General features: G+C 74.3%; 16 protein-coding genes and 1 pseudogene. 9 read left to right on the top strand and 8 right to left on the bottom strand.

Annotated features, from left to right (window positions below):
* Positions 1-13: 13 nt before the first annotated feature.
* The 3 genes from QWU11_RS39305 to QWU11_RS39295 are packed head-to-tail and all read right to left on the bottom strand — an operon-like array spanning position 14 to position 2,748.
* On the bottom strand, positions 14-910 hold the full coding sequence (locus tag QWU11_RS39305) for an NADP-dependent oxidoreductase (RefSeq protein ID WP_290119639.1): 897 nt from the start codon (positions 908-910) through the stop codon (positions 14-16).
* Positions 907-2,043, bottom strand: a complete 1,137-nt coding sequence (locus tag QWU11_RS39300) for an NAD(P)/FAD-dependent oxidoreductase (RefSeq protein WP_290119638.1) — start codon at positions 2,041-2,043, stop codon at positions 907-909. The genes QWU11_RS39305 and QWU11_RS39300 overlap by 4 nt, the downstream gene beginning before the upstream one ends.
* A 9-nt stretch (positions 2,044-2,052) precedes the next feature.
* Positions 2,053-2,748 (bottom strand): TetR/AcrR family transcriptional regulator, encoded by a 696-nt coding sequence (locus QWU11_RS39295; RefSeq protein WP_290119637.1) that lies wholly within the window; start codon positions 2,746-2,748, stop codon positions 2,053-2,055.
* Between the two features lie 135 nt (positions 2,749-2,883).
* On the opposite strand from QWU11_RS39295, the pseudogene QWU11_RS47540 reads away from it, so the two are divergent.
* The 9 genes and pseudogenes from QWU11_RS47540 to QWU11_RS39255 form a co-directional block, all read left to right on the top strand.
* Positions 2,884-3,030 (top strand): annotated as a pseudogene (locus tag QWU11_RS47540) (malic enzyme-like NAD(P)-binding protein); the annotation flags it as partial.
* 91 nt (positions 3,031-3,121) lie between these two features.
* Positions 3,122-3,562: a hypothetical protein gene (locus QWU11_RS47535; protein ID WP_354670937.1), complete on the top strand. Its 441-nt coding sequence runs from the start codon at positions 3,122-3,124 to the stop codon at positions 3,560-3,562.
* Between the two features lie 165 nt (positions 3,563-3,727).
* A complete protein-coding gene (locus QWU11_RS39285) occupies positions 3,728-7,072 on the top strand; it encodes a S8 family serine peptidase (RefSeq protein ID WP_290119635.1) in 3,345 nt (1,114 codons plus the stop codon).
* 53 nt (positions 7,073-7,125) lie between these two features.
* A complete protein-coding gene (locus QWU11_RS39280) occupies positions 7,126-7,329 on the top strand; it encodes a hypothetical protein (protein WP_290119634.1) in 204 nt (67 codons plus the stop codon).
* Between the two features lie 149 nt (positions 7,330-7,478).
* Positions 7,479-9,089: a carbamoyltransferase C-terminal domain-containing protein gene (locus tag QWU11_RS39275; protein WP_290119633.1), complete on the top strand. Its 1,611-nt coding sequence runs from the start codon at positions 7,479-7,481 to the stop codon at positions 9,087-9,089.
* Positions 9,086-10,546: an HAD-IIIA family hydrolase gene (locus QWU11_RS39270; RefSeq protein WP_290119632.1), complete on the top strand. Its 1,461-nt coding sequence runs from the start codon at positions 9,086-9,088 to the stop codon at positions 10,544-10,546. The genes QWU11_RS39275 and QWU11_RS39270 overlap by 4 nt, the downstream gene beginning before the upstream one ends.
* Positions 10,543-11,532, top strand: coding sequence for a glycosyltransferase family 9 protein (locus QWU11_RS39265; RefSeq protein WP_290119631.1), 990 nt, complete (start codon positions 10,543-10,545; stop codon positions 11,530-11,532). The genes QWU11_RS39270 and QWU11_RS39265 overlap by 4 nt, the downstream gene beginning before the upstream one ends.
* A complete protein-coding gene (locus QWU11_RS39260; RefSeq protein ID WP_290119630.1) occupies positions 11,529-12,446 on the top strand; it encodes a glycosyltransferase in 918 nt (305 codons plus the stop codon). The genes QWU11_RS39265 and QWU11_RS39260 overlap by 4 nt, the downstream gene beginning before the upstream one ends.
* Positions 12,447-12,454: 8 nt before the next feature.
* Positions 12,455-13,360, top strand: a complete 906-nt coding sequence (locus tag QWU11_RS39255) for a glycosyltransferase family 9 protein (RefSeq protein WP_290119629.1) — start codon at positions 12,455-12,457, stop codon at positions 13,358-13,360.
* On the opposite strand, the gene QWU11_RS39250 is transcribed toward QWU11_RS39255, so the two are convergent.
* From QWU11_RS39250 to QWU11_RS39230, 5 genes are all read right to left on the bottom strand, one after another.
* Entirely contained in the window at positions 13,350-14,318 is a 969-nt protein-coding gene (locus QWU11_RS39250) for a UDP-glucuronic acid decarboxylase family protein (protein WP_290119628.1), read from the bottom strand. The genes QWU11_RS39255 and QWU11_RS39250 overlap by 11 nt on opposite strands.
* Positions 14,315-15,739: a D-glycero-beta-D-manno-heptose 1-phosphate adenylyltransferase gene (gene rfaE2, locus QWU11_RS39245; RefSeq protein ID WP_290119627.1), complete on the bottom strand. Its 1,425-nt coding sequence runs from the start codon at positions 15,737-15,739 to the stop codon at positions 14,315-14,317. Before rfaE2 ends, QWU11_RS39250 begins: the two co-directional genes overlap by 4 nt.
* On the bottom strand, positions 15,736-16,341 hold the full coding sequence (locus tag QWU11_RS39240; protein ID WP_290119626.1) for an SIS domain-containing protein: 606 nt from the start codon (positions 16,339-16,341) through the stop codon (positions 15,736-15,738). Before QWU11_RS39240 ends, rfaE2 begins: the two co-directional genes overlap by 4 nt.
* A complete protein-coding gene (locus QWU11_RS39235; RefSeq protein WP_290119625.1) occupies positions 16,338-17,576 on the bottom strand; it encodes a glycosyltransferase in 1,239 nt (412 codons plus the stop codon). Before QWU11_RS39235 ends, QWU11_RS39240 begins: the two co-directional genes overlap by 4 nt.
* Positions 17,577-17,743: 167 nt before the next feature.
* Positions 17,744-18,646, bottom strand: coding sequence for a glycosyltransferase (locus tag QWU11_RS39230; protein ID WP_290119624.1), 903 nt, complete (start codon positions 18,644-18,646; stop codon positions 17,744-17,746).
* Positions 18,647-18,706 lie beyond the last annotated feature (60 nt).

Here is an 18,706-nt window from a genome sequence, read left to right as displayed (position 1 = left end):
GGGCGACGGCCGTTCAGGGGACCACGACGACCATCCGTCCGGCGACGTGACCTGCGGCGCTGGCCGTCTGGGCCTCGGCCGCCTCGGCGAGGGAGTAGGTCCTGGCCACCGGAAGGCGGAAGACGCCCTTCTCGAAGAGCCGCGCGGCCTCGGCGAACGCCGCCGCGTGGTCGGCGGAGGCGAAGGAGACCCGGGCGCCGTGCTCCGTGGCGGTGAAGTCGGCGATCGAGACCACCTTGGCGGGGTCTCCGACGAGGCCGGTCAGCTCCGGGATGACGCCGGAGCCGGCGATGTCGAGCGCGGCGTCGACGCCGTCCGGCGCGAGGGCGCGGACACGATCGGCCAGGCCGTCCCCGTACGTGGTGGCGACCGCGCCGAGCTCGCGGAGGTAGTCCTGGTTGCGCGCGCTCGCGGTGCCGATCACCGTGACGCCGCGCTCCCGCGCGATCTGCACGACGGCCGAGCCGACCCCGCCCGCGGCACCGCTGACCAGCAGCGTCTGTCCCGGCTCGACCCCGGCCTCGCGGAGGATCCGGATCGCGGTCTCCACCGGGATCGGGTAGCCGGCGGCCTCCTCGAAGGACAGCCCGGTCGGCTTCTTCGCCCAGTGGGACAGCACGGCCTGCTCCGCGTACGTCGCGCTGCCGGAGCCGAAGACGGCATCGCCCACGGTCACGCCCTCCACGCCCGCGCCGACCTCGTCCACGACTCCGGCCGCGTCGACGCCGGTGCCGGACGGAAGCTCCCGCCGGCCGGGCATGTTGCCGGTGCGGAGCTTCCAGTCGATCCCGTTCACGCCCGCCGCGCGCACGGCGATCCGGATCTGGCCGGGGCCGGGGTGCGGGGGCTCGACGTCGACGAGCCGGAGCACGTCCGGCCCTCCGTACTCGGCGAACTGCACTGCCTTCATCGGTTCTCCTCAGCGAAGAAGTCGAGCATCGCGCGCGGGGAGTCCGCGGCGAAGCACATCTCGAGGCCCTGGGCGGAGGCCTCGGCCGCGGCGGCGCCGCGCGGGAACAGGGCCGTCTCGTACCGGGTCAGCGCGGCCTCGACGTCGCCGTCGCTCTCGGCGATGGCCAGCGCGAGTTCGGCGCCGTCGAGCATGGCGATGTTCGCACCCTCGCCCGCGTACGGCGACATCAGGTGCGCGGCATCGCCCACCAGCGTCGCGCCCGGGACGCGTTCCCAGGAGTGCCCGGTGGGCAGCGCGTAGATCAGCCGGGGAACGATCGTGTCGTCGCAGTCACGGATGAGATTCGTCAGCCCGGTGCTCCAGTCGGCGAACTCGTTGAGCAGCGCCTCGCGGGCGGCCTGGGGGTCGGACCAGTCGACACCGCTCTCGGCCGCCCAGTTCTGCGGGACCCGCAACGAGGCGCCGACGTGGATGTGCTCGCCGCCGTGGGCCATCAGCGCCTTGTCGTCCGAGAGCGCGAACATGATGCCGGGGCCGACGAGCGCGGCCGAGTCCGGGTGCCGCTCGCGGGCGTCGGTCAGGTGCAGTTCGACATAGGAGATCCCGGCGTACTCCGGCGTGACGGCCGAAAGGAGCGGGCGCACCCTGGACCACGCGCCGTCCGCGCCGACCACCAGGTCGGCCGAGACCGTGGTGCCGTCGGCGAAGGTCAGGCGATGCCCTCCGCCGCCGAGCGCGGCGGCCTCGGTGACCTTCCTGCCCCAGGCGATCCGGCCGGGGTCCAGGGAGTCGACGAAGAGGTTCCGCAGGTCCGTACGGTCGATCTCCGGACGGCCGCCCTCACCGCCCTCGGGCGCGTCCTCCAGGCGGAGGGCGCCGGTCTTGTCGAAGACGCGCATGGTCTCGCCCAGCGGGTGGGTGAGGCGGTGGAACTCCTCGTAGAGCCCGGCCGCGCGCAGGGCGAGCTGCCCGGACTCCTCGTGCATGTCCAGGACGCCGCCCTGCCGGCGGGCGTCGGGGCCGGTGTCGAGTTCGTAGACGGTCGAGGCGATGCCGCGCGTCTGCAGGACGCGCGCGAGCGTGAGGCCGCTCAGGCCCGCCCCGACGATCGCGATGGAGGGAGGGGACATGACGTGCTCCTATCGGGTGGGTGTGCGGGCGGCGGCGAGGATGCCCTCGACGAGGACGTCGAGGGCCCAGTCGAAGCGGGCGAGGCCGTCGCCGGAGATGAGTTCGCCGCCGAGCCCGGCGATGTGGGGGTAGCGGGCGGGGTCCACGGCGGCGATCGTCGCGCCCAGGGCGGACAGCTCCTCGTCCTGGCGCGCGGACGACTTCGGCGCGTGCTCGACGGCGACCGCGGTGGGATACAGCAGCAGCAGGTCCAGGCCCCAGGCCGCCGCCCGGCCCGATACGCCGCCCTCGGCGAGGAGGGCGAGGATCGCGTCGGCCATGGCCAGGTAGTTCGGCCCGCTGGGCTGGGTGGACATCGCCATCCGCGCGATCTCCGGATGCTCGAAGAGCGTGTCGCGGTACGCCGCCAGCAGCGTCCGCAGCCGGTCCCGCCAGGTGCCCGCGCCGGCCGGCGGCGCGCCGACCGGGCCGAGGAGGGCGTCGAGGATCTGCGCGTGCAGGTCCTCGGTGTCGCGGACGTAGACGTAGAGCGACGCGGGGCCGGTGTCGAGCGCGGCGGCGATGCGGCGCATCGTCACCTTGCTCAGCCCCTCGTCCCGCAGGATCACGAGCGCCGCGTCGATGATCCCCTGGCGGGTCAGGGCCGGCTTGGCCGGGCGTTCTCGCCTGCTGCGGGGGGTTCGCGGGTTCTCGTCCGAGCTCATGCGGACACGCTATCACGAACATGTTCGTTACGAACATGTTCGTTCCTCTCGTGCGCGGATGGGAAGAGATCACTTGGCGTCAACGGATGGGTGGCCCGATGCCTGCCGGCCTTCGCCGAGGAGATCGTCCGCGCGATGGCCGCCGGCGTCGAGCGGCCACTCATCCCGCCGATCTCGAACCCGACCTCGCGGATGGAGGCCGATCCGGCGGACCTGATCCGCTGGACCGACGGCCGCGCACTCGTCGCGATGGGCGTACCGGTCGACTCGATCACCCATGACGGGGTGACGCACACCATCGGCCAGGCGAACAACGCCCTGCTGTACCCGGGCCTCGGCGCGGTCGTCTCCCGCGAGCCGGGTGGACGACACGATGCTGCGCGCCGCCGCCGAGGCCGTCGCGGGGATGGTCGACGCCACCGCCCCGGGCGCGCCGCCGCTGCCACCGGTCGACGACCTCCGCGAGGTCTCGGTCACGGTCGCCGCAGCCGCCCAGGCGGCGGAGGAGGACCTGGCCCGGGTCACGATGCACGACCCCGCCCCCCAGGTACGCGACGCGATGTGGCAGCCGGAGCACCGGCCGACCAGAGCCGGCCGACACCCACCCGGCGCCTCGCGGTGGCGGCAGCACGGGCGGAGGAGGAACCCGCCCGCGTCAGGAGGTGCGTCGCGTAGGCGACGCGACCGCCCGGATACCGGGCGGTCGGGGCAGGCTGACGCCTGCCCGGCGCGGTCCATCATGCCCATGCCGACCCCTGACCGGAAGTGGGCGTTTGTGGCCGGAATAGGCAAAGAAATCGTCTATTCCCGGTAAAGCACCCGTACTTAGACTCCCGGGGTAATCCGAGCGCTTCACCCGGCGATCGGCCGCTCGACGCTCGTGGGAACAGGGGTTGTGCAGGTCGCCGCCGGGCGCCCGCACGGCACCTCCGCGGGTGGTACTCCCCCCGGTTCACCCCCCCCGCGTTATGGAGGCGCCGTGCACAATCCGCGCGGCTCACGGAAGCACTATCGGCGAGGGCTGTCCCTCACCGCCCTCATGAGCGTCGCCGTCGTGATCTTCGCCGGAGCGCCCGCGTCGGCGGCGCCGCCGCCGGCGGCCGGTGGCAGGCACTGGACGGCCACCCCGCTCAGCGGAACCGTCGTCCAGGGCTTCAAGTCGACGACCGGACGGCTCGCCAAGAGCGACGCCGGCCTGCTGCGCCTGCGGTCGAGCAAACCCGTGCACGTCATGGTCAAGCTCGACTACGACGCGCTCGCCGCGTACCGGGGCGGGATTCCCGGGTACGCCGCCACGAGCCCCTCGGTGACCGGCCACGCGCTGAATCCGTCCGGTGCCGGCGCACGCCGCTACCAGGGCTACATCGGCGGCGTCGAGAACCGGTTCCGCGCCGCCCTCGGCAAGAGCCTGCCGGGCGCCAAGGCGGGCGGCGGACTGCGGACGGTGTACGGCGGGCTCGCGGTGACGCTGCCCGGCGACAAGGTCGCCGGCCTGCTCAAGCTGCCGGGCGTGGCCGCCGTCCAGGAGGACGCCGTGGCCAAGCCGCTGACCGACTCCAGCCCCGGCTTCATCGGCGCTCCGACGATCTACAACCAGCTCGGCGGCAGTGACAGCTCCGGCAAGGGCGTCATCGTCGGCGATCTGGACAGCGGCGCCTGGCCCGAGCACCCCTCGTACAAGGAACGCGGGCACCTGCCCGCGCCACCGCCCACCGCCGACGGCGCGGCGCGGCCGTGCGACTTCGGCGACAACCCGCTGACGCCGGCCGACGACCCGTACGTCTGCGACCACAAGCTGATCTCGGGCCAGCCGTTCCTGGACACCTACAACGCGGTGGTCGGCGGGGAGAAGTTCCCCGACAGCGCCCGCGACTCCGACGGGCATGGCACGCACACCTCCACGACCGCGGCCGGTTCCGCGGTGAGCCACGCCGACCCGCTCGGCATCGACCGCGGCGCGATCCACGGCATCGCGCCCGCCGCCCACGTCGCCGTCTACAAGGTGTGCGGCGCCCAGGGCTGCTTCCAGTCCGACTCCGTGGCCGCCGTGCAGCGCGCGATCCTCGACAAGGTCCGGGTGATCAACTACTCGATCTCCGGTGGCGTCGACCCGTACAGCGACCCGGTCGAGCTGGCCTTCCTCGACGCGTACGCCGCCGGCGTGCTCGTCTCGGCGTCGGCCGGCAACGACGGCCCCACCGCGGGCACCGTCAACCACAACGGGCCCTGGGTGACGACGGTCGCCGCGTCCACGCAGCAGCGGGTCTTCCAGTCCACCGTCACGCTGAAGGCGGGGAGCACGAGCCTGAAGCTGGCCGGCGCGTCGATCACCAAGGGGATCACCTCGCCGCTCCCGGTGGTGCTCGCGTCCGCGGCGCCGTACGGGGACCCGGACTGTGACACCGAGGCCGCCCCCGGCACGTTCACCGGCAAGATCGTCGCCTGCCGGCTGCTCAACCGCGGCCGGGTCATGAAGGGCTACAACGTCTTCAAGGGCGGCGCGGCCGGGATGCTGCTGTACAACGACACGCTGTCCCAGACGATGACCGACAACCACTGGCTGCCGGCCGTGCACCTGGAGAAGCCGCAGGCCGACCAGTTGCTGGCGTTCCTGGGCTCCCACACCGGCACCAGTGCCACCTTCACCCAGGGAGTGAAGGCGAACGGGCAGGGCGACGTCATGACCGCGTTCTCCTCACGCGGCCCGGGCGGCGACTTCCTCAAGCCCGACGTGACCGCGCCCGGCCTGCAGATCATGGGCGGCCAGACGCCGGTCCCGGACGACCCGTCGCTGGGGCCGCCCGGAACCCTCTACCAGGTGATCGCCGGCACCTCCATGTCGGCGCCGCACGTCACCGGGGCGGCGGCCCTGCTGTTCGCCCTGCATCCGAACTGGACGCCGGGCCAGGTCAAGTCGGCGCTGGAGACCACCGGCAAGACCTCGGTGGTCAAGCACGACCGCAAGACGCCCGCCGACCCGTTCGACCTCGGTGGCGGCCGCATCGACCTCACCAAGGCGGGCGACCCCGGGCTGACCCTCGACGAGACCGCGGCGGACTACGCGGCCTCGGCGGCCGACCCGCTGCACCGCATCGACCTGAACGTGCCGTCGGTGAACGCTCCGGTGATGCCCGGCGCGATCAGCACCACCCGTACGCTCAAGAACGTCACGAGCCGGACGCTGACCTACAGCGCGTCGGGGACCACCGTGAAGGGCGCGTCCGTCTCGGTCTCCCCCGGCACGTTCAGCGTCAAGCCGGGCAAGACCGCCCGGGTACGGATCACGATCACCGCGCCGGCCCTCGCCAACGGGCAGTACTTCGGCCGGGTCGACCTGCGCCAGCGGGGCGGCAGTCATGATCTGCACCTGCCGGTCGCGTTCGTCCGCAAGCAGGGCGTGGTGAGCCTGAACCAGACCTGCACACCGACGGCCATCGCGCTGAACAGCGGCCGGTCGACGTGCAGCGTCGGCGTCGAGAACACCTCGCTGTCCGACACCAAGGTGATCGCCGAGAGCCATCTGGACTCGCGGCTGTCGCTGACCGCGGTGAGCGGCGCGACCAAGGTCGGCGCGCACGACGTCGCCGCCCAGGCGAACCTGGCGCGCCGCCAGCCCGACAGGCCGGAGATCGCCCCCGGGGCGACGCCGGCCGGCTACCTGCCGCTCGACGCCTTCGGGGTCAGCCCGACGCCGATCGGCGACGAGCAGTCGATCAACTTCACCGTGCCGGCGTACACCTTCGCCGGTAAGACCTACACCAGTCTGGGCGTGATCTCCGACGGCTACACGGTCGCCGGCGGCGCGACGCCGGACGACGTGAACCCGACGCCGCAGACCCTGCCGGACCCGGCCCGGCCGAACGGCGAACTGGCACCGTTCTGGACCGACCTGGACGGCACGGGCGCGCCGGGCGTGTACGTGGCCAGCCTCACCGACGGCGTCGACACCTGGGTCGTCGTGGAGTGGCGTCTCAACGTCTTCGGCACGAACAGCTCCCGGGTGTTCGAGCAGTGGATCGGAGTGAACGGCGCCGAGGACATCTCCTACACCTACGATCCGGACAACCTGCCGGCCGCGCCGCCCGCCGGCTACGGCCTCACGGTCGGCGCGGAGAACGACGAGGGCACCGCCGGTTCGCAGATCTCCGGCACGCCGACAGAGGACCTCCGCGTCACCAGCACGCCGGGTGCCGCGGGAGGCTCGCTGAAGTACTCCTTCATCCTGAAGGGCACCGGCCGTGGCACCGCGCCGGTGACGACCTTGATCTCCACGCCGCTCGTACGGGGCGTGACGGCCGAGGTCGACGACATCACGGTGCACTGACCGGCTCGGCGGGGCCCGGTCCTGCCGGGCCCCGCCGTACGGAGCTGAGATCGTTGTTCGTCTACATCGTCGGTGTCTCCGGGACGATCGCGGACTTCCGCGTACGGCTGCGCGCCATCGAGGGCGCTCGGCCGGTACGGGACCTGCCGCCGGACCGAGTGGTCCTCACGCTGCGCTCGGCTGCGGACCTGCCCCGCCTCGCCGCCCTCGAGGACGTCGTGTCGGTCACCCCCGACCGGCTCGAACGGCCGCTCTGAGCGTCTCCTCGCCCCCGGCCTGGGCGAAACTTCACGCTCGTTTTACACCCCGATTACGCCCCCGCACGCACCGCCGGACCGTACACGTGATCGGGCGGTCGCGGGGGTAGAACGCCTGGTGAGACGGGTGAGCGCGAGGGGGGTGGGACGTGCGGGTCCTGGGGATCAACGCCGTCTTTCACGATCCGGCCGCCGCGCTGGTGGTGGACGGGCGGATCGTGGCGGCGGCCGAGGAGGAGCGCTTCAGCCGCCGGAAACACGGCAAGCGTCCCGTTCCGTTCTCGGCGTGGGAGCAGCCCGTGCTCTCGGCGCGCTGGTGCCTGGACCACGCCGGTCTGCGGTCCGAGGACGTCGACCTCGTCGGGTTCTCCTACGACCCGTCGCTGGTCCGGCCGGTCGCGGAGATGGGGCTGGCCGATCCGTGGGACCACCTGCGGACGATGTACGCCGAGGAGGCGCCGAGTCTCCTGGCCGGCGCCCTTCCCGGGCTGGACCCGGGCAAGGTCCGGTTCGTCCCGCACCACGTCGCCCACGCCGCCTCGGCGACCCTCGGCCGTACCGGCAGCGTGCTCGTGTGCGACGGCCGCGGCGAGCGCGCCTCCCACCTGGCCGGGCGCAACTCCCCCGACGGCCTGGAGGTCCTGGCGAGCCAGGATCTGCCGCACTCCCTCGGCCTGATGTATGAGGATCTCACCGAGCACCTCGGTTTCCTGCGATCCAGCGATGAGTACAAGGTGATGGCGCTGGCCTCCTACGGCAAGCCCCGCCACCTGGAGCAGCTGCGAGCGGTCGTGCGGACGACCGGCGACGGCGGTTTCGTCACCGGCGGGATCGACTGGCCCCGGCTCGCGCCGGCCCGCGCTCCAGGCGATCCGTGGACCAACGAGCACGCGGACCTGGCGGCGAGTCTCCAGCGCCGGCTGGAGGAGGTGCTGCTGGAGCTCGCCCGCTGGCTGCACGAGCGCACCGGGGACCGGACGCTCATGATCGCCGGCGGCACGGGGCTCAACTGCGTGGCCAACACGGTGCTGGCCCGCCAGGGCCCGTTCGAGAACGTCTGGGTACAGCCGGCCGCGGGCGACGCGGGCACCGCGCTCGGCGCGGCGCTGCACCTGGCGCGGAGCGGGCCGGTGGAGTTCGTCCCCGACCTGGGCCGCGGTTTCGGTGACGCGGAGATCGAACGGGCACTGCGGACCGCGCGGGTGCCGTACGAGCGGCCGGCCGACGTGGCCGAGACCGTGGCCGAGACGCTCGCCCGGGACGGCATCGTCGCCTGGTTCCAGGGCCGCGGGGAGTACGGCCCGCGGGCGCTGGGGCACCGGTCGCTCCTGGCCCATCCGGGCCGCCGGGCGAACCTGGAGCGGCTGAACGACGTCAAGGGGCGCGAGCAGTTCCGTCCCGTCGCGCCGATGGTGCGGGCCGACCGTGCCGAGGAGATCTTCACGCGCGGCCCGCTGCCGAGCCCCTACATGCTGTTCGTGCACGACGTGGCGCCCGCCTGGCAGGACCGGATCCCGGCCGTCGTGCACGTCGACGGCACCGCGCGGGTGCAGACCGTGGACGCCGGGGCCGAGCCCCTCGTCGCGCGGATGCTGGCGGCGTTCGAACGGCGTACCGGCCTGCCCGTCGTGGTCAACACCAGCCTCAACACCGCGGGCCGGCCGATGGTCGACAGCCCGCGCGACGCGCTGGAGTGCTTCGGCGCGACCCCCGTCGACCTGCTGGCAATCGGTCCGTTCGTGCTGAGGAGGCCGGCGTGAGGTACGCCGTCGTGGTCCCGACCATCGGCCGCGCGTGCCTCGCCGACTGTCTGACCGCGCTCGCCCGCGCGCGGGGTCCTGAACCGGAGGAGATCGTCGTCGTCGACGACCGGCCCGGCGGCGGGCCGCCCCTCGACGTGCCCGGCCGGGTCGTCCGCACCGGCGGCCGGGGACCTGCGGCGGCGCGCAACGCGGGCTGGCGGGCGACGGTGGCGCCGTGGGTGGTGTTCCTGGACGACGACGTGCGGGTCACCGGGGCCTGGCGCGAGGACCTGGTACGGGACCTGGCGAACGCCTCACCGGAGACCGGCGGGGTCCAGGGCCACGTCACCGTGCCGCTGCCCGCGGGCCGGCGGCCCACCGATCGGGAGCGCGGCACCGCCGGCCTGGCCGAGGCGTCGTGGATCACCGCGGACATGGCCTACCGGCGCGACGCCCTCGTGGAGACCGGCGGTTTCGACGAGCGGTTTCCCCGCGCGTTCCGTGAGGACGCCGACCTGGCGCTGCGGACGCTGGACGCCGGCTGGGTCCTGGTCAGGGGCGAGCGGCACACGATCCATCCCGTACGTGCCGCGTCCCGGTGGGCGAGCCTGCGGGCGCAGGCCGGCAACGCCGACGACGCGCTGATGCGCGCGGTCCACGGCCCCGGCTGGCACCTGCGCGCCAGGGCCCGGGCGGGCCGCCGCGCGGGTCACCTGGCGATCACCGCCGCCGGGACGCTGGCCGCCGGCCTGGCGCTCGCCGGCCGCCGCGGGTCCGCGGCCCTCGCCGGCGCCGTCGCTCTCACGGGCGTCGCGGAGTTCGCCGCGGCCCGGATCGCGCCCGGCCCGCGAACCCGCGACGAGGTCCTGACGATGGCCGTGACCAGCGTGTTCATCCCGCCGCTCGCCACCTGGCACTGGCTGCGCGGGCTGGCGGCGGCCCGTCACCAGCGGGCCTGGCCCGGACCGGCGCGGGCCGTCCTGTTCGACCGCGACGGCACGCTCGTACGCGACGTGCCGTACAACGGTGATCCCGGCCAGGTGGAGCCCATGCCCGACGCGGCCGAGGCGGTACGCCTGGCGAGGACGGCGGGGCTGCGCACCGGAGTGGTCTCCAACCAGTCCGGCATCGCCCGCGGCCTCATCACCGAGGACCAGGTCGAGCACGTCAACAAGCGGGTGGAGGAGCTTCTCGGCCCGTTCGGCACCTGGAAGGTGTGCCCGCACGCGGACGGATGCGGCTGCCGCAAACCGGCGCCGGGGCTGGTGGTCGAGGCCGCCAGGGCGCTGGGGGTACGCCCGGAGGAGTGCGTGCTGATCGGCGACGTGGGCTCGGACGTGGCCGCCGCGCGGGCGGCCGGGGCACGCAGCGTCCTGGTCCCGACGGCCGCGACCCTGGCGGCGGAGGTCCGCGGAGCCCGCGTGGCCGTCTCCCTGACCGACGCGGTCCGCTTCGCCCTCGGAGAGAGACGATGAGGACGCTCGTCGTCCGGCTCGACAACGCCGGTGACGTGCTCCTGTGCGGCCCGGCCGTACGGGCGATCGCGGCCGGATCGCGGACGGTGACGATGCTCGCCGGACCGCACGGTGCCGACGCCGCGCGGATGCTGCCCGGCGTGGACGAGGTGCTGGTCTGGCGCGCGCCCTGGGCCGGGTTCGATCCGCCGCCGGTGGACCGCGCCGGCATCGACGACGTGGTCGCGCGGCTGGAGGGGTTCGACCGGGCGATCGTCGTGACCTCCTTCCACCAGTCGCCGCTCCCGGCCGCCCTGCTGCTGCGCCTCGCCGGCGTCCGGCACGTCGCGGCGATCAGCGAGGACTACCCCGGGTCGCTGCTCGACGTCCGGCACCGGGTCGAGGACGACATCCCGGAGGCCGAACGTGCCCTGTCCCTGGCCCGCGCGGCGGGTTTCTCCCTGCCGCCGGGCGACGAGGGCCGCCTCGCCGTCCGCCGGCCGCTGCCCCGCGCCCACTCCATCGCCGGGTCCTACGTGGTGCTTCATCCCGGGGTCTCGGTGTCCGCCCGCGCCTGGCCCGAGGCGCACTACGTCCGTACCGTGCGCGATCTCGCCGCGCGCGGCTGGCGGCCGGTGGTGACCGGCGGGCCGGCGGAGCGGGCGCTGACCGCACGGGTCGCCGGCGACGCCGGGCTCGACCTCGGCGGCCGTACGACCTTCGCCGAGCTGGCCGGCGTCCTGGACGGGGCGAGCGCGATCGTCGTCGCCAACACCGGTCCCGCGCACCTCGCCGCCGCCGTCGGCACACCGGTCGTGTCGCTGTTCGCCCCGGTGATCCCGGCCGTGCGCTGGGCGCCGTACGGCGTCCGGCACGTGCTGCTCGGCGACCAGCAGGCGGCGTGCCGGGGCACCCGCGCGCGGGAGTGCCCGGTCCCCGGGCATCCCTGCCTGACGTCCGTGGGCCCGGCCGACGTCGTGGCCGCCGTCGAGGAGATGACGGCGTGAGGGTCCTGCTCTGGCACGTCCACGGCTCGTACACGACCGCCCTCGTGCAGGGCGCGCATGAGTACCTGATCCCGGTGACGCCCGGCCGCGGGCCGTACGGGCGGGGCCGTGCCCGTACGTGGGACTGGCCGGCGTCCGCCCGCGAGGTGCCGCTGGACCGGCTCGCCGAGGCCGAACCCGACGTGGTCATCCTCCAGCGGCCGGACGAGCTGGAGCTCATCGGCCCCCTCGGACGCGTCCCGATGGTCTACCTCGAGCACGACGCGCCCTGGGGCGACGTCCCGCTCACCCGGCACCCGATGGCCGACCGGCACGACGTGCGCCTGGTGCACGTCACCCACTTCAACGCGCTGTTCTGGGACGCCGGGTCCACGCCGACGACGGTGATCGAGCACGGCGTGGTCGACCCGGGGCCGCTGTGGACCGGCGAGCTGCCGCGCGCCGCCGTGGTCGTCAACGAGCCGCTGCGCCGGGGCCGCTATGTCGGCACCGACCTGCTGCCCCGGCTCGGCGCGCCGCTGGACGTGTTCGGGATGAAGGTCGGCGGGCTGACCGGCTGCCGTACCCACGAGGACCTCCCCCAGGACCGCATGCACGCCGAACTGGCCCGGCGCCGGGTCTACGTCCACCCGATCCGGTGGACCTCGCTCGGCCTGTCGCTGCTGGAGGCGATGCACCTGGGCATGCCGGTCGTGGCGCTGGCCACCACCGAGGCCGTCGAGGCGGTGCCGCCGGAGGCGGGTGTGGTCTCGACGCGGATCGACGTGCTGCGGACGGCCATCCGCCGGTTCCTCGACGATCCCGCCGCGGCGGCCGAGTCCGGGCGGGCGGCCCGCGCGTCGGTCCTGGGCCGGTACGGCCTGCGGCGGTTCCTCGACGACTGGGACCGCCTGCTGCGGGAGGTGGCGGGCTGAGGCTGCTCATGCTCCGCGCCCTCGGGCTGGGTGACTTCCTCACCGGGGTGCCCGCCTACCGCGCGCTGCGCGCGGCGTTCCCCGGCCACGAGACGGTCCTGGCCGCGCCGGCCGCGCTCGCGCCGCTGGCCGCACTGACCGGGGCCGTCGACCGCGTGCTGCCGGCCGCCGAGCTGGCGCCGGTCGCCTGGACCGGCCCGCCTCCGGACGTGGCGGCCGACCTGCACGGCGACGGCCCGGCGAGTCACCGCCTCGTCGCGGCGCTGACCGCGCGGCGGACGATGCTGTACGCCTCGCCGCAGGCCCCGTACGCGAACGGGCCGTGGTGGGAGCCGGGCGAGCACGAGGTCCTGCGGTGGTGCCGGCTGCTGGAGTGGTACGGCGTCCCGGCCGACCCGGGCGCTCTGTCACTGGCCCCGCCGCCGGTCGCGGCCCCGTCCGGCGTCGTCGTGGTGCATCCCGGCGCGGCGAGCGAGGGACGCCGCTGGCCCGCCGGTCGTTTCGCGGCGGTCGCCCGCGCGCTGTCCCGCGGGGGTCACCGGGTCGTCGTCACCGGGACCGAGCGCTCGCTCACCCGGGCCGTCGCCGACGAGGCGGGCCTTCCCCGCGCGCCCGCCACGGACCTACTCGGCCTGGCCGCCCTCGTCGCGTCCGCACGGGTCGTGATCTGCAACGACACCGGCGTCTCTCACCTGGCCACGGCCTACGGCACACCCTCGGTCACGCTCTTCGGGCCGGTGTCGCCGGCCCTGTGGGGACCGCCGCCCGGCCGGCCGGAGCACGTCGCGCTCTGGCACGGCTCCGGCGACCGGCCCGGCGACGCCCACGGCGCCGCGACCGACCCGCGGCTCCTCCTGATCTCCGTCGAGGAGGTCCTGGCGGCCGTCGCGGGCCTGCTCGCGATCAGGTGCTGATGACGCGCCCACCGGTCGTCACGTCGAGTTCGCCCGCGAACCACTCGACCGTACGGCGCAGGCCGTCGAGGCCGGTCACGCTCGCCTGCCAGCCCAGCCGCTCGCGCGCGAGGGTGATGTCGGGCCGGCGGACCATCGGGTCGTCGGTCGGCCGCTCCACGAAGACGATGGGCGACCGGGAGCCGGCGAGGTCGCGGATCAGCTCCGCGAGGCCGAGCATGGTCAGCTCCTCGGGGTTGCCGATGTTGACCGGCCCGGCGAAGTCGTCGCGGGCCATCGCCAGGATCCCCTCGACCGTGTCGTCGACGTAGCAGATCGACCGGGTCTGGCTGCCGTCGCCGGTCACGGTCAGCGGCTGCCCGGTCAGCGCCTGGCGGACGAACGTCGGGATCGCCCGGCCGTCGTGCGGGCGCATGCGCGGGCCGTAGGTGTTGAAGATCCGTACGATGCCGGTGTCGACCTCCCGGCTGTTGCGGTACGCGGTGGTGAGAGCCTCGGCGTAACGCTTGGCCTCGTCGTAGACGCTGCGCGGCCCGACCGGGTTCACGTTGCCCCAGTAGTCCTCCCGCTGGGGGTGCCGCAGCGGGTCACCGTACACCTCGCTCGTGGAGGCCAGGACGAACCTCGCGTCCTTCTCGCGCGCCAGGCCGAGCGCGTGCAGCGTGCCGAGGCTGCCGACCTTCAGCGTCTCGATGGGCAGCCTGAGGTAGTCGGCCGGCGAGGCCGCCGACGCGAGGTGCAGGACGAGGTCGACGTCGCCCGACACGTGGATGAACCCGGTCAGGTCGCACTCGGTCAGCCGGAAACGCGGCCGGTCCATGAGGTGCGCGACGTTCCGTGGCGAGCCGGTGAGGAAATTGTCCATGCAGGTCACCGCGGCGCCCTGCGCGAGCAGCCGCTCGCAGACATGGGAGCCGAGGAATCCGGCGCCTCCGGTGACCACCGCGTGCTCGATCACTCACCATCACCTCCGAAGATCACGCTCGCCGTCTCGCGGGCTCGGGCGACGAGGCGGCTCGTGGACCGGCCGTCCAGGTAAGGCAGCAGCACGACCTCACCGCCATGGCGGCGTACGGTCGCGGTCTCGGCCAGATCGGCGCCGGAGTAGTCGGCGCCCTTGACCCAGACATCCGGCCGCAGCCGCTCCAGGAGCTCGACCGGCGTGAGCTCGTCGAAGACCGCCACGGCGTCGACGCACTCCAGCGCGGACAGCACGCGCATGCGGTCGGCGAGCGGGACGAGCGGGCGGTCAGGGCCCTTCAGCTCGCGTACGGAGGCGTCGGAGTTGACGCAGACCACGAGGCAGGCGCCCAGGCGCCGGGCCTCGCGCAGCATGCTGACGTGGCCGGCATGGAGCAGGTCGAAGCAGCCCCCGGTCGCCACGACGCGGCCCCCGCCCTCGCGGACCCGCCGCACGAGGTCCCACGGCCCATCTCCTTCCGGCGCGCCGGCCGGTTCTCTCCCGTACGCCATGGACGCCGCCACTCCCCCGGCGGCGACGAACGCGCTCGCGCGGCGTACGGCCTCGGTCACCGCCTCGGTGACCACGCCGCCCCCGTGCAGAACATGGGCGGCGGCCGCCGCGAAGCAGTCACCGGCGCCGCAGCTGTCCGCCCGCGTGCCGGGCGACGGCCGCGGGGCCGGGGCGACGTAGGGAGCCGGTTCGCCGACCGACAGCAGGGCGCCGCGCTCGCCGAGGGTCACCGCGACTCCGGTGACCCGCCAGCGCTCGACCAGCGCCGCGGCGTCTCTCGCCGCCTGGGTGAGCGGCGCGGCGTCCAGGCCGCCGGCGTTCCCGGCGAGCGCCCGCGCCTCGGCGTGGTTGGGCGTCACCAGCCGCACCCCGGGCAGCGGCACCGCGCCCATCGGGTGGGGGTCCCAGACCAGGGGCACGCCGTCCGGCAGGCCGGCGAGGAGCCGCCGGAGGCCGGGGTGGGCGGCGACGCCGCGCCCGTAGTCGGAGACCAGGACGGCGCCGGCCCGCCCGAGCACCTCGGCCACGCGGGAGCAGAGCGGGCCGTCCGTCACGTGCCCGTCGCCCCGGTCGATCCGGATGAGCGACTGCCCGGCTGCGCGTACCCGCGTCTTGCAGGAGCTCGTACCCGACATCGGTACCCGGACGACCTCGGCGTACGGCGTCATCAGCTCTTCCAGGCGGCGGCCGTCGCGGTCGTCGCCCACCGCGGTGACCAGTACGACGTCGTGACCGGTCATCGCGGCCGCGAGCCGTGCGGCCAGGCCCGCCCCGCCGGGCCGCTCCTGCTCGCGCACGCAGTTGACGACCGGGACCGGCGCGTCCGGGCTCAGGCGTTCGGCCGTGCCCTCGATGTCGACGTCGAGCAGAGCGTCACCGATGACGACCAGCGGTCCAGTCCTCATGAGGCCTCCCTCGCGCCTCCCTCACCGTCGCCCGCTATCCGCCCGGACCGGCGTACGGCGGCGTCGACCGCCGCGCAGAGCATGTGGATCACGGCGAGGTGGACCTCCTGGACGGTCGCGGTGCACGGCGCGTCGACCGTGACGGCGTCGGCGCACGCGTCGGCGAGCGGGTTCGGCGCGGGGCCGGTCAGCGCCCAGGCCCGTACGCCGATCGCGGCGGCGGCCTCCGCCGCGGCGATCACGTTGCGGCTGCCGCCGCTCGTGGAGAGGCAGACCAGGACGTCGCCGGGGCGCCCGTGCGCGTGGACCTGCCGGGCGAACATCTCCTCGGGCCCGTAGTCGTTGACGATCGCGGTCAGCGCCGTGACGTCGGTGTGGAGCGGGAGGGCGGAGTACGGCCGCCGCTCGTCCTCGTACCGGCCCACGAGCTCGGCGGTCAGGTGCTGTGCCTGCTCGGCGCTGCCGCCGTTCCCGCAGGCGAGCAGCCGCCCGCCGCCCTCGAGGACGTCGGCGAGCCGCCGGCCCCAGTCCTCGATCCGGGGCACCTGGGCGTCGAAGTGGCGCAGCGCCGTCCGCAGCGCGCCGAGGTGGGAGGGGGTCATGACCGTGCCCGGTCCGCGACGGCGGCCGGCGTGTGCGCGGTCGCGACGAGCCGTTCGTAGACCGCCTCGGTCTCCGCCGCGATCCGCCTCCAGGGATAACGGTCGCGTGCGTGCTCGGCCGCGGCCGAGCCGAGCGAGCGGCGCAGGGCGCGGTCGGCCAACAGCCGGCGCAGGAGCCCGGCCAGCGCCGCCGGCCGCCGCGCCGGCACGTGCAGCCCGGTCACGCCGTCGAGGACGGTGTCCAGGTGGCCGCCCACGGCCGAGGCGATCACCGGCACGCCGCAGGCCATGGCCTCGACCGGCGCGATGCCGAACGGTTCGTACCAGGGAACGGAGACGGCCACGTCGGCCGACCGGATCAGGGACGGCAGGTCGTCGTGGGCCACGCGTCCGAGCAGGACCACCCGGTCCGCGACGCCCTGTTCCCCGGCGAGCCGGACCAGGCGGCGTGCCTCGGTGTCATCGTCCAGGAAGCGCCGGTCCGGCCCGCCGGCGACGACCAGCTCGGCGGAGGGCACGTGGCGCAGCGCCTCGATCACCGTGTCCACGCCCTTGCGGGGCACCAGGCGGCCGAACGTCAGGACGCGGAACGGCGCGCCGCCCCGTTCCGCCACCGGCCCGTCCGGCCGGAAGTCCTCGGTGTTCACCCCGCACGGCACGACGAAGACCTGGTCGGGTTTCACTCCGTACGCGGAGAGCTCGGTCACCTCATCGGTGCACGTCGCGATGACCGCGCTCGCTTCGCGCGCGATCGCGCCCTCCAGGCGGATTCGGCCCGGCGGACTGGTGTCGGCTCCGGCCTGGTAGCGGCGCTTGACGCTGCCGAGTGCGTGAAACGTCTGCACGACCGGGACGCGCCGGCCGCCGAAGCGGGCGCGAGCTCCTTTGAGAGCCGCGAACCCGCTCATCCAGAAGTGCGCGTGGACGACGTCCGGCGGCCTGACCAGCCAGCGCCGGGACAGGTGGGCCGCGAAGTCGTCCATGTACGCCAGCAGGTCGTCCTTCGCCACCCGCGTCGGCGGTCCCGCCGGCACGTGCTCGACCCGGACGCCGGGCGCGAACGGGACCGACGCGGGGAGATCGGCGTTGTCACGCCGGGTGAACACCACCACGTCGTGCCCACGCCGTCCCAGTGCCGCCGCCAGCGCGCCGACATGGACGTTCTGCCCTCCCGCGTCGGGACCGCCCAGCGTCGCGAGCGGGCTGGCGTGTTCCGAGACCATGTCGATCTTCACCCGGTCACTCCTTTATCAGGCGGCTGTATCGACACCGATTACCAAATCCCTTACCTCCAAACCGTCGCTTATCACGCCAAATGATGATCGACGGTTTTGGCAAAATTCCGTTGTTGTCGGCTACGCCAGACTCATGGGCAAAAATGGGCTTCGGCGCCACACCCGTGTCATGCTTCGCCCAGAATGTCTTTGACCCCGCATTGCGCTTTCGTCTCCTCGGCGAGCCGCCGGATCCCGCTCTCGACCGCCCGCGGCAGCGGCCTTCGCCGGGCGAGCGCCGCCGGCATCCGGACCGCGGCGGCCAGCAGGGCGGCGCGGGCGTCGCCGTCGCGCACCGCCGCCGCGCCCATGCGCGCGGTCTCGCGGAACGCCACCGGCCCCGGCCGCCGCATCCACATCGTGAGAACCGTGTTGCGCAGCTCGGCACGCCGCCGCTGGCGGGACGGCGGCCGGTGCGGCGAGGGCTCGTGCACCGCGACGATCTCCGGCACGTAGCACCGGGCCCACTCGGCGGCGGCCAGGTCGTAGGCGAGCAGGCGTTCCTCGCCGACGAAGAAGAGCAGCGAGCTGAAGCCCCCGGCATCGAGGAACGCCTCCCGCCGTACGACCGTCGCGCAGGCCAGGAACCCGAGCACGGAGGGGCCGGGCTGGCCGGGCTCGGCGGGCAGGGGCGACCCCGCCATCAGGGCGTTGACCGGGTCGGGAACCCGATCGGGGCCGACGAGGACACGCGCGGCGATCAGCCCGAGCCGGGGGTGGGCGTCGAACAGATCGGCGGCACGCTCCAGGCCGCCGGGCTCCCACCAGGAGTCGTCGTCGCTGAAGGCCACGTACGGCGTCCGTGCGAGGTGAACGCCGATGTTCCGCCCGACCGCGCCCCGGTTGCGGCCCAGGGGGACGACGCGGACGTCCGGGTGTTCGGCCCCGACGGCGGCGACGGTCCCGTCGTCAGAGCCGTTGTCGACCACCACGATGGCCGGGCTCGCCGGGAGGGCGCGGAGCCGGCCGAGCGTGCGCGACAGCTCGGCCCGCCTGTTCCGGGTAATGATCACGACGGTGAGACGGTCCATCGGCGACCTCCCTGGGCCGGTGCTTCCGGTGGCCGGGTACGGGCCGTCCGGGCTCTCACT

Source organism: Actinomadura sp. DC4 (genome assembly GCF_030406325.1).
GTDB lineage: Bacteria > Actinomycetota > Actinomycetes > Streptosporangiales > Streptosporangiaceae > Actinoallomurus.
Note: the sequence above shows the minus strand (reverse complement) of the source record. Positions and strands in the feature narration are given on the sequence as shown.